Annotated in this window: 13 protein-coding genes; 4 read left to right on the top strand and 9 right to left on the bottom strand. The window is 69.1% G+C overall.

What is annotated here, in order from left to right; translation table 11 throughout:
* On the top strand, window positions 1–408 hold a 408-nt coding region (locus ACFOY2_RS42185), incomplete at its 5' end, for a hypothetical protein (protein ID WP_379533749.1).
* Window positions 409–514: 106 nt separating this feature from the next.
* Here ACFOY2_RS42185 and ACFOY2_RS42180 read toward each other — a convergent pair.
* From ACFOY2_RS42180 to ACFOY2_RS42155, 6 genes are all read right to left on the bottom strand, one after another.
* Window positions 515–1066, bottom strand: coding sequence for a hypothetical protein (locus ACFOY2_RS42180; protein WP_379533748.1), 552 nt, complete (start codon window positions 1064–1066; stop codon window positions 515–517).
* A 423-nt stretch (window positions 1067–1489) separates the two neighbouring features.
* The gene (locus ACFOY2_RS42175) at window positions 1490–1834 is read right to left on the bottom strand and encodes a hypothetical protein (protein ID WP_379533747.1); all 345 of its coding nucleotides are present in this window, start codon (window positions 1832–1834) and stop codon (window positions 1490–1492) included.
* Window positions 1835–2234: 400 nt separating this feature from the next.
* Entirely contained in the window at window positions 2235–3539 is a 1305-nt protein-coding gene (locus ACFOY2_RS42170) for a family 43 glycosylhydrolase (protein WP_379533746.1), read from the bottom strand.
* A gap of 81 nt (window positions 3540–3620) precedes the next feature.
* Window positions 3621–4451, bottom strand: a complete 831-nt coding sequence (locus ACFOY2_RS42165; RefSeq protein ID WP_379533745.1) for a carbohydrate ABC transporter permease — start codon at window positions 4449–4451, stop codon at window positions 3621–3623.
* Window positions 4448–5392: a carbohydrate ABC transporter permease gene (locus tag ACFOY2_RS42160; protein WP_379533744.1), complete on the bottom strand. Its 945-nt coding sequence runs from the start codon at window positions 5390–5392 to the stop codon at window positions 4448–4450. Before ACFOY2_RS42160 ends, ACFOY2_RS42165 begins: the two co-directional genes overlap by 4 nt.
* Entirely contained in the window at window positions 5393–6649 is a 1257-nt protein-coding gene (locus tag ACFOY2_RS42155; RefSeq protein ID WP_379533743.1) for an ABC transporter substrate-binding protein, read from the bottom strand.
* Between the two features lie 233 nt (window positions 6650–6882).
* Here ACFOY2_RS42155 and ACFOY2_RS42150 point away from each other — a divergent pair, with 233 nt between their 5' ends.
* Window positions 6883–7908, top strand: a complete 1026-nt coding sequence (locus ACFOY2_RS42150; protein WP_379533742.1) for a LacI family DNA-binding transcriptional regulator — start codon at window positions 6883–6885, stop codon at window positions 7906–7908.
* Window positions 7909–8012: 104 nt separating this feature from the next.
* Here ACFOY2_RS42150 and ACFOY2_RS42145 read toward each other — a convergent pair whose 3' ends face one another.
* A complete protein-coding gene (locus tag ACFOY2_RS42145) occupies window positions 8013–9206 on the bottom strand; it encodes an epoxide hydrolase family protein (RefSeq protein WP_379533741.1) in 1194 nt (397 codons plus the stop codon).
* A gap of 21 nt (window positions 9207–9227) precedes the next feature.
* Entirely contained in the window at window positions 9228–10046 is an 819-nt protein-coding gene (locus ACFOY2_RS42140; RefSeq protein ID WP_379533740.1) for an NAD(P)H-binding protein, read from the bottom strand.
* A gap of 176 nt (window positions 10047–10222) precedes the next feature.
* On the opposite strand from ACFOY2_RS42140, the gene ACFOY2_RS42135 reads away from it, so the two are divergent.
* Both ACFOY2_RS42135 and ACFOY2_RS42130 read left to right on the top strand, forming a co-directional pair.
* Window positions 10223–11386, top strand: a complete 1164-nt coding sequence (locus ACFOY2_RS42135) for an ROK family transcriptional regulator (RefSeq protein ID WP_379533739.1) — start codon at window positions 10223–10225, stop codon at window positions 11384–11386.
* Window positions 11383–13230 carry a glycoside hydrolase family 36 protein gene (locus ACFOY2_RS42130; protein ID WP_379533738.1) on the top strand — a complete coding sequence of 616 codons (1848 nt, stop codon included), beginning with the start codon at window positions 11383–11385 and terminating at the stop codon, window positions 13228–13230. The genes ACFOY2_RS42135 and ACFOY2_RS42130 overlap by 4 nt, the downstream gene beginning before the upstream one ends.
* A gap of 9 nt (window positions 13231–13239) precedes the next feature.
* Here ACFOY2_RS42130 and ACFOY2_RS42125 read toward each other — a convergent pair whose 3' ends face one another.
* Window positions 13240–13431: a hypothetical protein gene (locus ACFOY2_RS42125; RefSeq protein WP_379533737.1), complete on the bottom strand. Its 192-nt coding sequence runs from the start codon at window positions 13429–13431 to the stop codon at window positions 13240–13242.
* Window positions 13432–13610 lie beyond the last annotated feature (179 nt).

The following is a 13610-nucleotide window of genomic DNA, read 5'->3' as shown; positions in this document are numbered from 1 at the left end:
GCCCGCTGCATTGAAAGGTGCACGGCGGGTTCGGGCCGGGGGCCACTGGAAAAGGACCTGCACCAGCAGACACCTCGCCAGTGGCCTACCGGTACTCTTCAGCACACAGCTTCCGGTCTCGGTGGTGGTCTCGTCGTGGTGGATGTTGTCGGTGTCGGTACTGACTTGGCTCGGATCGAGGTGACCGATGACGGGGCGGACACCATTCCGCGTCCGCGCTCGTCTGATGGTCTGGACTCTGGTGGGCGGGGCCTACGGCTGGTGGAGCAGATCTCGACCACCTGGGGGTTGCGCCGGTTGGGCCGCTCTCGGCACCTTACGGTCTGGGCGGAGTTCACCACGGCGACAAACAGCGCGCATCTGTGCGAGGTGACCAGCAATGTCCTGATGCGAGAGATCGGGGCGTGAACTGGATGGTCCACGACCTGCGCTGGAAGCCGCTGTCAGCGAACGCGGTGCCAGGCGTCACCAGCCTGCCCACCGCCCCGACTGGCCCCGTCGCATGAGCAGAGGCTCACAGAACCTCTTGAGCGTAGTCCGGATTAGGAAGTGGTAGTGCTGGGCTGGGCCTGCCCAGCAGTTCCTCGTCCAGGCGCACGCCGCTCTCCAATTCGACCACGGCTAGGCATGCTGCGACGATGTCCACCGATGCATCCGCCTCCTCACTCTCATAGCACCTGGTGAAGAGATCGACGTAAGCACTCAACGGACCGAGAAGCTCGGTCCAGGGTGTGAAGGGCCCAGAGGCTGGCTCGGGCCCTTCGAGGTCACCCTCGGCTTCTCCATAACGGACGTGCATGCTGGTGTAGCCGTTTGTATCGAAGGCCACGTACCAGTGGCGGTAGCCTTCCCCGCGCAGTCTGTCAGTTACCTGCCGACGCTCGGGCAGGGGGAAGACCCAGTCCAGGGTGACGATGCAAGCGCCGACCTGGTGGAGGGAAATGCTGTCGCCGGAATGCGACCAGTCGTCAGGGCCTTGCAGGTCGGTGGTGGTGTACCCCATGCGACGCACAGCGTCTTCGATGGTAAGGATTCCCGAGTCGGGGATCGTCACCGTGTACGTCATGTTCTCACCGAACTGATCCCGCAGGTCAGTGTAACGAGCGACAACCTCATCCAAAACGGCTTGCTGGCCTCTCTACACAGAAGGAGCGTCCCCCAGCAGCAGTGATCGACTCTCGGCTCCTGGAGGACGTCGGTCTTGTTCAGGAACCGGGGTGCGGATCCTGTCCAGGAAAGTATGCCTCTGCCCAGAACTGGTCATACGTCGTCTTACGGCGAACGCCGTCTTCGCCGAGGATCCGCTGCGTACCACTTGCCCACACCGTCAGCCGCTCAGCGAAAACCATGATCAGTTGCTATCTAGACGGCATTGGGCCCACAACCGCCCGTCCAACTCAGCCGGCGAGAAGCCACGGCGGAGAACGCGATGACGTCCGGTCCCCTGCTCGCGCCCCGGCGGCTGCGGCAGTGACACGCACTGACCGGGTCAGTCCGAGACGAGTCGCAGGATCGCGGTGCCGTCCGTCCCTGGCACCACCTGCAGGACGACGGCCCCGTCCACCTTGTCCGGCGGCTCCCCCGACCCACCGCACACACTCCTGCTGCCGCCCTCGGTGAAGACGGCGACGCAGCCGCTGCCGCTCGCCTCACCGCTCGTTCTGCTGCCCCCCGAGGTCACCTGGTAGGCGACCTCATCCTCGCCGACCTTGGTCACGGACAGCTTCGCGGGACCGTCCGGGATCGCGAAGTCGATCGTCACCGGTGCGGATACCGTGATCTCGCAGTTCCCGTCGGAGCACGCCTTGGGGTCGCTCCCGTCAGCGGCCGTCATCGCCGGGGACGGGCTCCGCGGAACATGGGAGAACGGGGAGTCAGCCGCCGGGGACGGGCTCCGCGGGGCACCGGAGGCCGGTGGCTTGGCGCTTTCGCCGCTCGCGTCCGGACCGCCGGCACCACTGTTACCGCCGGAACCGCCGCATCCGGCCACGGCCAGCGCGGTGAGCGTGGTCAGCAGAGCGCGGCCGGCCATACGTCGCCTACGCCCCACCATGGTCGGCTCTGACATGGCATCCGGCCTCTCTTGCCTCGTCCGGGGTCAGGCGATGCTGCCGCCTGACCTCCGGCCAGCGCCACGCTGAGGGCGCCCATGCGTCAGGGTGGCACAGCCGACCGGGACGGGTCCCCAAGTGACACGGGTCCGGCGGTCAAGCTTCCTGGTGTGCGCCCGCGCGTCACGCGAGCTCCACGTAGTCAAGTTCTGCCCAGCGGGTCTGGTACTGGAAACGCAGGACGTTCCAGCCGGCGTTCAGGGTGAGGCCCGTCGATACCTGGGTCCAGTTGTCCCAGCCGCGGTTGGGGTAGTTCAGCACGATCTGCGTCCCCCCGTTCACGGTCACCCGGTGCTGCGCGTCGCCGTACCCCGCCGCGTAGGCCACGTGGGCGGTGTAGTTTCCGGCGACCGGCGCGTACACCGTGACGTCGACCCAGCTGTCGGCGTAGTCGAGTTTGGCGACGACGGCGCCCTGCGACGCGCCCGCCGCGCCGCTGCGGATCTCGGCGTGGTTGATCGCGCCGCGCTCGGCCTCGTAGCGGACCCGGCTGCCGCGGATGACCGGGTAGTCGTTGGCCCAGCCCAGCTCCGCGGTGTACATCCAGCGCGCGCGGTCTACCCAGCCGTGGAAGAAGGCGCGGTCGCCGAGCACGTCCGTGCCGCCAGGGCCCTGTACGGCCCCGTCGAAGCTGGCCGTCGTCATCAGCGGCCGGTACGCCTTGGTGTAGGGGCCGGTGAGCGACTTGGACACGGCGTAGCCGGTGAAGTAGTTGTTGCCGGTGTAGGAGCCGCCCGAGTAGAACAGGACGTACTGTGACGGGCGTTTGACCAGCACGGGCGCCTCGATCACGCCGGCTTCCTCCGGGCGGTCGTTGCGGATGAGCTCGGTGCGGCCGCCGACGAAGGTGACGCCGTCCGCCGCGACCCGCTGCAGCCACAGAATGGTGGGTCGCCCGACGGCATTGCCGTCGTTCTTGTAGACCAGGTACCTCGTGCCGTCGGTGTCGACGAAGCTCGACGGGTCGATGTCGCCGCCCTCGCTCGCGTCGCAGACGAGCGGCGCGCTGCCCACGGGCTGGAACGGGCCGAGCGGATTGTCGGCGATCGCGGCGCCGATGCACATTCGTCCGGTCGCGGTGCTGGGTCCCGTGAAGTACATCAGGTACCGGCCATCGGAGCGTCGCGAGACATCGGGTGCCCAGAAGCCGCCGTTACCGGCCCATGACGGCTTGGCGGGCAGCGCGTCCCCGCGCACGGTCCACGGGCCCGTGGCGGACGACGCGCTGGCGACAGGGATGCGCCCGGACCCGCTGCTGGTGGAGTAGGCGTAGTACATGGAGCCGACTTGGATGACGTCCGGATCGGGAAAGTCGGTTTTGATGACGGCCGCAGGAGCCACGGCGAGGGCCGCGGCCGGGCCGCCGACGGCCGGCAACGAGGCCGTGACGGTGGCCAATACCAGAGCAAGACGGCCCAAGCGCCGCATGGGAACCTCCGATCATCCTTACCAGCCGTTGTAAGCCATTTCGGCTCGCCAGGAAAGGGCCCTTTTCGGCAGCGGGACGCCTCAGCCCTTGAAGGCGCCGTCCATGATCCCCGCCACCATGCGCCTGCCCACGAAGACGAAGAGCACGAGCAGCGGCAGCGTGGCCAGGAACGAGCCGGACATCGCCAGCCCGAGATCGACGGTGAAACTGTTCTGCAGGGCCTTGATCGCGATCTGCGCGGTGTACATCTCGGGCGATTTCAGCACAATGAACGGCCACAGGAAGTCGTTCCAGGCGGTGACGAACCCGAGCAGCCCGAGCACGAACGCGGCCGGGCGCACCAGCGGAAAGGCGATCCGCCAGTAGATCTGCCAGGTGTTGGCCCCGTCGATGCGGGCCGCGTGCATGATCTCGTCGCTGATCGTGGCGCCGAGGTGCTGACGCATCCAGAAGATGCCGAACGCGCTGGCCAGTCCGGGCACGATCAGCGCCTGCAGCGTGTCCACCCACCCGAGCGAAGAGATGATCATGTACTGCGGGATGACCGCGAGCTGCGTCGGCACCGTCATGGTCAGCACCACGATCAGGAACAGGGCGTTGCGGCCGGGGAAGCGCAGTTTGGCGAAGGCGAACCCGGCCAGCGAGCAGAGCACGGCGTGCCCGACGCCGATCGTCCCGGCCACGACCAGGCTGTTGACGATGGAGCGGATGAACGGCACGGTCGTGAACACCAGCCCGGCCAGGTGGAAGAAGTTCCCGCCCGGCACGATCTCGGGCGGGAGCCTGGTCGCCGTCGCGGTGTCGGTGGTGGCCACCACGAACATCCAGTAGAGAGGGAACAGGCAGGCCAGCGTGGCCAGGGCGAGCAGCAGGTAGGTCCACCAGCGGACCCGGTCGGCCTTGGTCATCATCGCTCCGGGCGGATGCGGGTGGACAGGACGTAGTTGAGGGTGGCGACGGCGAGGATCAGGACGAACAGGGCCACGCCGATGGCCGCGCCGTAGCCGAACTGGAACCGGCCGAAGCCCTGCTCGTAGAGGAAGAGGGTGAGCGTCTGGCACTGCCGGACCGGGCCGCAGGTCAGCGGCGCGGACCGGGAGACGAGCAGCGGCTCGGTGAAGATCTGCAGGCCGCCGATCGTCGAGGTCACCACCGTGAAGATGATCACCGGGCGCAGCGACGGGATCGAGATGTGCCTGAACTGCTGCCAGGGCCCCGCGCCGTCCACCGCCGCCGCCTCGTAGATCGAGCGCGGGATGGCCTGCAGCGAGGCCAGGTAGAGCAGTGTCGTGTAGCCGAACCAGCGCCAGGCGACCATCACCGCGATCATCACGTGGCTGCCCCACCCCGACTGGACGAAGTCGACCGGCCCCAGCCCGGCCAGCCCGAGCAGCCAGTTCAGCAGACCGTAGTCGCGGTCGAACATCTGGGCGAAGACGATCGTGGTGGCGGCCACCGACGTGATGTACGGCACCAGCATCGACATCCGGAAGAACACCGCCAGCCGCAGCCGGGCGTGGTTCAGCAGGTGCGCCAGGCCGAGCGCGAGCACGAGCTGCGGAACGGTGGACAGCAGCCAGATGCTGACCGTGTTCCAGGCCGCGTTCCAGAACCGGGTGTCGCCGAACAGGCGGGTGAAGTTGTCGAATCCGATGAAGACGTGCTCACCGATCGGATTCCAGTCGAACAGCGCGACATAGAACGTGAACAGCAGCGGCACCAGCCCGAACACCGCGAAGATCAGGAAGAACGGGGCGATGTAGGCGTACGGGGCGATCCGCTCGCCGAGGCCCTGCCGCACCCGCGAGGCGACCTCCGGCGCCGTCGTGGCCGGGCTGAGAGTCGTCGCCATCTACTTGCCGATGGCGGTCTTGATGTTGGCCAGCGCCGCGTCCCACGCCTTGGCCGCGTCGCCCTTGCCCTGCTCGACGTTGGTGATGGCGTTCAGGAACTCCTGGCCGATGGCCGAGCTGTCCTGGCCGATCAGGAACGGCTTGAGCCCCAGCAGCGAGTCGGTGTAGATCTTGCCGGTCGGCGCGTCGGAGAAGAACGGGTCCTTCAACCCCGTCAGCTTCGGATCCTGGTAGACCGACGGGGTGGTGGGCAGGGCGCCGGACCCGGTGAAGTGCTCCAACTGGCCCTGCGGCGACTGGGTCTTGGCGATGTAGTCCCAGGCGGCCTTGGGGTTGGCGGCGCCCTTGGGGATGGCCAGGTAGCTGCCGCCCCAGTTGCCGGCCCCGCCGGGGATGGTGGCGATGTCCCACTTGCCCTTGGTGTCCGGGGCGTTGTCGCGGATGCCGCCCAGCATCCAGGACGGCGCGGCGATCACCGCGAACTGGCCCTTGCCCATGCCCGCGCTCCACCCCTCGGAGAACGAGCTCTGCTTGGCCGTGATGCCCGCCTGGGCCGCCTTGATGCCCAGGTCGAAGGCGGTCTTGACCTGCGGGCTCGTGGCGTAGACGACGTTGCCCGACGGGTCGTAGTACTTCTGCGGCCCCTGGTTGACCGCCTGGTAGAAGACGCTGGTGGCGGCGTTGTCGACGAATGCCTTGCCGGTCGCGGCCGTGTACTTCTTGCCGGTCTCGATGAAGGCGTCCCAGGTCGGCCAGAGTTGGCCCACCTTCTCCCGATCGGTGGGCAGACCTGCTTGCTTGAACAGGTCGGTGCGGTAGGCCACCGCCATGCCGCCGACGTCCGTCGGGATGCCGATGATCTCGCCGCTCTTGGCCACGGACTGGCTGATCACCCAGTCCAGGTAGTCGCCCTTGATCTTGTCGGCGCCGAACTGCCGCAGGTCCTGGAAGTTCTGCGGCTGCTGGGCGAACTTCGGCAGGTCGTCGCCCTGGATGAGCACCAGATCGGGGACCTTGCCGCCGGCCAGCGCCGTGGTCAGCGCCTGCGCGGTCTCCACCGAGCTGCCCACCTCGGTGAGCTTGATCTGCACACCCGGGTTCTTCTTCTGGTAGTCCTCGACGGAGGCCTTCTGGTTGATCCCGGTGAACGACCAGAACTCGAACGACTTGCCGTCGCCGGCCTGCTGGGCCGAGGCGCCGCCGCCTCCGCAGGCGGTCGCGGTCAGGGCTAGGGCCACGGCGAGCACGAGCTTCACGGACGTTGTCTTCCGGTGTCCGGGAGCGGAAGAGGGCTTGGACCTGGACGAGTGCGTGGGGGGCATGCTGCGCTCCTTCGAAGCCGGTTGTCGCAGCCAGAAACTTTCGGAATTTAAGCCGATCGTTAGGCCGGACTCTAGGTGCGCTTTCTGAAACTCGTCAAGAATCACCTCGTAAGCTCGGCGAAACAGTCGGACCGGCCGCCCGAAACCGTCGGACTAGACTTCGGGCCATGACCGCGACGAAGGACCCGTCCGGCGCCGACCGGCCGCTGACCATCGCGCAGCTCGCCGAGCTCGCGGGGGTGTCCACGGCGACGGTCTCCAAGGTCGTCAACGGCCGCTCCGAGGTCGCGCCCGAGACCCGCACGCTCGTCGAACGGCTCATCCGCGAGCACGGCTACCGCAGGCAGAAGCGGCGCGTGAGCCCGGCCGCCCTGGTGGAGCTGGTCTTCCACGCACTCGAAGGCGACTACCCGATCGAGATCATCAAGGGGGTCGAACAGGCGGCGCGCGAGCACCACCTGGCCGTGGTGCTGTCAGAGCTGCAGCACCGCCACACCCCCGGCAAGGGCTGGATCGAGGGCGTGCTGAGCCGCCGGCCGACCGGCGTGATCGCGGTGTTCTCCGGGCTGACCGACGAGCAACGCGACCAGCTCGCCACCCGCGACATCCCGCTCGTCCTGCTGGATCCGACCGGTGACCCCGGCCACCTGGTCCCCTCGGTGGGCGCGGGCAACTGGAGCGGCGGGCTGTCGGCCACCCGCCACCTGCTGCGGCTCGGGCACCGGCGGATCGCGATCATCACCGGGCCCGACTACGCGCTGTCCAGCCGGGCCCGTCTCGACGGCTACCGCACCGCGCTGGACACGACCGGGGTGCCCGTCGATCCCGCCCTCATCCGGCGGGGCGACTTCCTCGTCGAGGGCGGCCTGGCCCAGGCCAGGCACCTGCTGCGGCTGCCCGACCCGCCGACCGCGATCTTCGCCTGCAACGACGGGCAGGCCGTCGGCGTCTATCAGGCCGCCTACGAGCTGGGCCTGCGCATCCCCGACGACCTGAGCGTGGTCGGCTTCGACGACCTGCCGCCGACCCGCTGGGCCGTGCCCCCGCTGACGACGATCCGCCAGCCGCTCACCGAGATGGCCGTCGCGGCGGCGAACATGCTGGTGAAGCTGGCTCAGGGCGAGCCGTTGCCGCAGAGCCGCATCGAGCTGGGGACCGAGCTCGTCGTCCGGAGCAGCACCGCGCCGCTCTGAAACTTTCGGCGCTCTCGCCGATCGGTCTCTTGACAGGGCGGTGGACGATACCTAGCGTGGCGGCCATCGGCAGGGCGCGGTCGGTGACGGGGGCTGGGCCCTGGTCAGCGCAGCTTCGAGAAGAACGTGGTGACGTCCTCGGTGAACAGGCCTGGCTGCTCGGCGGCGAAGAAGTGGCCGCCCTTGTCGTACTCCGCCCAGTGCACGATGTTGTGGTCGCGTTCGGCCCAGGAGCGGATCGTGAGGTCGCACGCCTTGGAGACGAGCACGCCCGTCGGCACGGTCCCCCGCGCCGCCGCAGCCCAGTCAGCCGAGTCAGCCGAGTCGCCGCCCCAGTTCGCATCAGTCCCGAGCCCGGCCTCACCCCAGTCGCCCGCCGAGTCGGAGGCCCAGCCATTGGCGGTCATGTTCTCGTAGTAGAACTGCGCCGACGAGCCCGCCGTCCCCGTCAGCCAGTAAATGGTGACGTCGGTCAGCATGAGGTCGCGGTCGAGCGATTCCTCGGGAAGACCGTCGACCGGCTCCGTCAGTTCCTTGAACTTCTCCATGATCCAGGCGAGCTGCCCCACCGGCGAGTCGTGTAGCCCGTACGACACCGTCTGGGGTCGCTTCGACTGGGTCTGGAGGTAGCCGTCGTTGAGGTTTTCCATCGCCTCCCAGCGCCGCCGCTCCTCCTGCGACAGGGTGTCCATCTCGCCCTCGGCCCCGGCGGGGAAGGTGAGGGCGGCGTTGAGGTGGATGCCGACGATGCGCTCGGGTTCGAGCTTGCCCATCTCGGGGGCCACGAAGGCGCCGGCGTCGCCGCCCTGCACGCCATACCGCTCGTAGCCGAGCAGCGCCATCAGCTCCGTGAACGCCTTGGCGACGCGGGCAGCGTCCCAGCCGGGGCCGGACAGCGGAACGGAGAAGCCGAAGCCGGGCAGTGAGGGGACGACCAGGTGGAAGTCACGGGAGAGCGGCCCGATCACGTCCAGGAACTCCACGATCGAGCCCGGCCAGCCGTGCAGCAGCATGAGGGGCAGCGCGGACGGGTTGGCGGAGCGGAGGTGGACGAAGTGGATGTTCTGGCCGTCGATCATGGCGGTGAACTGGGGGAGCTCGTTGAGTCGGGCCTCGTGCGCGCGCCAGTCGTAGCCGGTGCGCCAGTAGTCGGCGAGCTCCTTCAGGTAGTCGAGGGGCACGCCGCGTTCCCAGCCGGTGCCGGGGAGTTGGTCCTGCCAGCGCGTCATGGCGAGTCGGGTACGCAGGTCCTCGAGGTCCTGCTGCGGAACGTCAATACGAAACGAACGAATTGTCATGATATTTCTCCTTCAAATCCTTCAAGAGCGGAATTTGTCGGCGTTTTCCGCCACCCACTGAGCGAACGTCCGCCCCCTCCGCCCCGTGACGTCCTCGACCGTCGGCACCACGACGGACCCCATCTGCGGCGGATTGGCCCCGAGCTGAACCGCGAACTCGATGTAGTCGTCATCCGCGCCCCACCCCCGCATCGACGCCCGGTACGACTCCTCGGTGAGCTCCTCGAACCCGATCTCCCGCCCGACCGCGGCACCGATCAACCGGACCCGCTGCGCGGGGGTCAGCGTCTCCGGCCCGGTGATCGTGTACGCCTTGCCGGCATGTCCCTCCTCGACCAGCGCGGCCACGGCCACGGCGGCGATGTCGGCCTCGTGGACGACCGCTCCGGGATGGTTGCCGAAGACCCGCACCACACCTTCCTCGCGGATGGAGCCGACCCATTCGAGCGCGTTCGCCATGAACTCGACGCACAACAACCGCGTCCAGCCGATCTCGCCCGCGCGCAGAGCCTGCTCGACCGAGGTCTCGTCCCAACCGCTCAGCACGCTGACCCGCGTCACCCCGGCCTTCGCGGCCAGTTCGACGAGCTCGGGCCCGTTCGGCAGCGGGGCGTAGTCGTCGCCGCCGAACGTGATCAGATGCAGCCCCGTCACACCCTCCAGCGCGGGGCCGAGGGAACCGGGAACGGCCAGGTCACCGTAGGCCACCTCGACGGGGGCGGGGAAGGCGGCCTTCTCCGGGTTCCTGGTCAGGGCCCGGACGTGCTCACCGCGTTCGACGAGCTGCGCCACGATCTGGCGGCCGACCGTGCCGGTCGCGCCGGTCACGAGAATCGTCATGCGTTCCTCCAGATCTGAACGCTCTTTGACCAGGAGGCGCTACATGGGAAATAGCAGCCGCTATCCCCTGCCTTGACCGTGTTCGCCAAAGCCCAGGAAGAGCGTACGATGCGGGCCCTCGTCCAGGCGCTCCAATTCAATTCTTGACGAAGTTAATTAGTGCTACGATTGCCGCCATGTACCCTCGGCTCGCCACCCGTGCGGAGGCCACCGTCTTCACCATGGTGCTCACCCGGGGCCCCGTCACCCGCGTGGAGATCGCCAGGCGCAGCGGGCTGTCGTCCGCCGCCGTCACCAAGGCCGCCCGCCCGTTCATCGAGGCAGGCTACCTGGAGGAGCTGCAGGCCACCGAGCGTACGACGCCCGGCGCGGGACGACCGGCGAGCCCGCTGACGATCAGGGCGCAACGGGAGTTCTTCACCGGCGTGAAGATCACCGACGACGAGCTCATCGGCGTCGTCACCGACCTGAGAGCCCAGCCCCTGGTGTCCGCGCGCCACCCCCTGGACACGATGTCCCCCGAGGGCGTGCTCGCGGCCCTGGCCGACCTCGTCGCCGAACTGCTCGCCGCCGACCCCGCCTACCGCGAACGCTGCCACTGGCTGGGGCTGGCCGTGTCGGGCGACGTGGACCAGGTGCACGGGATGGTGCGTTACTCCCCCTTTCTCGGCTGGCGGCAGGTGCCGCTCGCCCGGCTGGCCGCCGAGGCGACCGGCCTGAACGTCACCGTCGAGAACGACGTCAAGTCGCTGACCGTGGCCGAGCAGTGGTTCGGGGAGGGCGTGGGGGCCTCGTCGTTCGCGCTGGTGACCGTGGGGACGGGGATAGGGTGCGGGCTGGTCGTGAACGACCGCGTGGTGCCCGGCTGGAACGGGGTCGCCGGGGAGATCGGCCACATCCCGGTCGGGGGTGACGAGCCCGAGTGCCACTGCGGCGGGCGCGGCTGCGTCGAGGCGATCGCCGGGGCCGCTCCCATCGTGGCCGCCGTACGCGCGGCGACCGGCGACGCGTCGCTGTCCATCGACGCGGCCATCGACGTCGCCCACGCGGGGAACACGGCGGCCCGTGAGGTGTTCGCGCGGGCGGGGCACGCCATCGGGCTGGGCATGGCCGCCATGGCCAACCTGGTCGGGCCCGAGCGGATCATCGTCACCGGCGACGTGCAGGGGCTGGCCGCCTACGACCTCTTCGAGGAGCAGATCAACCGGTCGTTCACCAGCCAGGCGTTCGGCGCGGCTGCCGACTGCCGGCTGCTGCTGCGGCCACGGAGCTTCGAGCAATGGGCGCGCGGCGCGGCCGCGGTCGCCATCCAGACCCACTTCAGCCTCCAGGAGCGATGATGGCGACGGCCGCCCCCGGCATCTGGCAACCCCACGACCGACCCACGGCCACCGGACCGTCGGAACTCCACCTCGAAGCCGGCCCCCTCCCCCTCACCTGCACCGCCGAACCAACCAGCCGCCCCGGCGGGGACACGACCACACCCCCTCGAACGCCCCCGGACAACTCGGCGGACCCGAACGGCCCCGAGCCGCGCCCGGTTTTGGGTGGGGAGGTCATCGAGGTGGGGGGCGGGGTGTGGGAGGTGCGGGTCACGCCCGACCGTCCCGCGAAGGTGCGGGTCGCGTGGCGGGTGCCGTGCGTGGGCGCGACCGCGTTCTGGGCGGCCGACGGCGGGGAGCATCGCGGGTTGCCGCCCTTCTGGCGCAGGCCGCGTACGGCGGCGATGGAGAAGAACGCCCCCGTCGGATCCCTGGTCGGCACCGGCGATGCGGCCCTGTGCACGTATGCGGCCGCCGAGGTCGACAAACCCGTGCAGATCCGTACGGGGGTGGTGGAGGAGAGCGGCGAGTTCGGGTTCTGGGTGGAGCACGAGGCCACCCCCGAGGCCGGGCTGGTGCTGCGGCTGGATCTCAGCGGACGGCACTTCGCGCGCACCCTGGCCGAGGTGGCCGACTGGTGGGGCGCCGGCGGCAGGGACGTCCCGGACGTCGCGCGGATGCCCGCCTACTCCACCTGGTACGCCATGCAGCAGCACGTCGACGCCGAGAGTGTGGAGCGCCAGGCGGGCCCGGCGGCCGAGCTGGGCTGCGAGGCGATCATCGTGGACGACGGCTGGCACAGCGACGACCGGGGCCGTGGGTACGGGTACGTCGGCGAGTGGGAGCCACACCCCACCTCATTTCCCGATATTTCGGCGCATGTGGCGAAGGTGCGTGCCGAAGGGCTCGCCTACCTGCTCTGGTACGCCCTGCCGTTCGTCGGCCGCCACACCGCCCTGTGGGACCGCGTCCAGCCCTACACGCTGACGTACAAGGACCACATGAACGCCGCCATCGTCGACCCGCGCTACCCCGCCATCCGCGACCTGCTTGCCGGCAACCTCGCCAGGGCGGTCACGGAGTGGGGCATGGACGGCCTCAAGATCGACTTCATCGACCAGTTCGCGGTGGACGACCCGCCCGAGCCGGGCCCCGAGGCCGACTGCGCCACCGTGAACGAGGGCGTGCGCAAACTCCTCGCCCAGTTGCCGAAGGACTGCCTGGTCGAACTGCGCCAGCCGTACGTGAGCCCGGCCCTGTGGCCGTACGCGACGATGATCCGCGCCTCCGACTGCCCGCTCAGCCCGGCGCACAACCGCCAGCGCACGGTGGACCTGCGCCTGATCGCCGGCCCGATGGCCGTGCACGCCGACATGCTGATGTGGCACCCGCACGAGAGCCCGCGGCACGTGGCGACGCAGCTCATCAACGTGCTGTTCGCGGTGCCGCAGATCTCCGTCGACCTGACCGCGCAGACCCCGGAGCAGGAGGAGGCGCTGCGGTTCTGGTTGTCCTTCTTCCGCGAGCACGCCGGCGTCCTGCAGCGCGGCGCGTTCGAGCCGGCCCGCCCCGACCTGGTCTACCCGCAGGTGACGGCCCGCTCCGGTGACACGGTGATCACCGCCAGGTACGCGCCGATGCCCGTGACGGTCCCCGCCACGGGCACGCTCTGGCTGGCCAACGGCGACGCCTCGTCCGAGGTGCTGCTGCGCGTCGCCGCGCCCGGTACGGCCCGCGCCACCGTCTTCGACTGCCGGGGCCGCACCGAGGGCGAGGAGCGCATGGACCTGGCCCCCGGACTGGTGGAGGTCACCGTACCCGAGGGCGGCCTGCTACGACTGGCGCTTGAACCGGTCGAGTAACCGCGCCCGCTACGGCCGGTGCTTGAGCCGGTCGGCCAGCTGGGCCTGGTAGAGCGAGGGCGGGAACAGGCCCGGCTGGTTCGCGCCCTCGATGTAGCCTGCGGGCTGCTGGAACGGCCCGTCGCCTGTGATCGTGCCGCGGCAGCCGATCGCGTAGTTCTGGGCGGTCGGCGGCTTCTGGACGATGAGCGTCTTCGGCACTCTATGTTTACCTGAGTAAAACGGACACCAGCGTAGCCTCGTCGCATGCCAGCCGAGGCCAGGTAGCGATCCGGTGGAAGCCGGCGCCGCGTCCGTCCGGTGAGCCGGGCGGACCATGGGTGAGAGCCGCGTTGTCGGGGCCTGACTTCGCATTCCTGGATGGAGTGCGGCTCTTGGGC

This window comes from Nonomuraea purpurea (genome assembly GCF_042650645.1).
Lineage (GTDB): Bacteria > Actinomycetota > Actinomycetes > Streptosporangiales > Streptosporangiaceae > Nonomuraea > Nonomuraea purpurea.
Note: the sequence above shows the minus strand (reverse complement) of the source record. Positions and strands in the feature narration are given on the sequence as shown.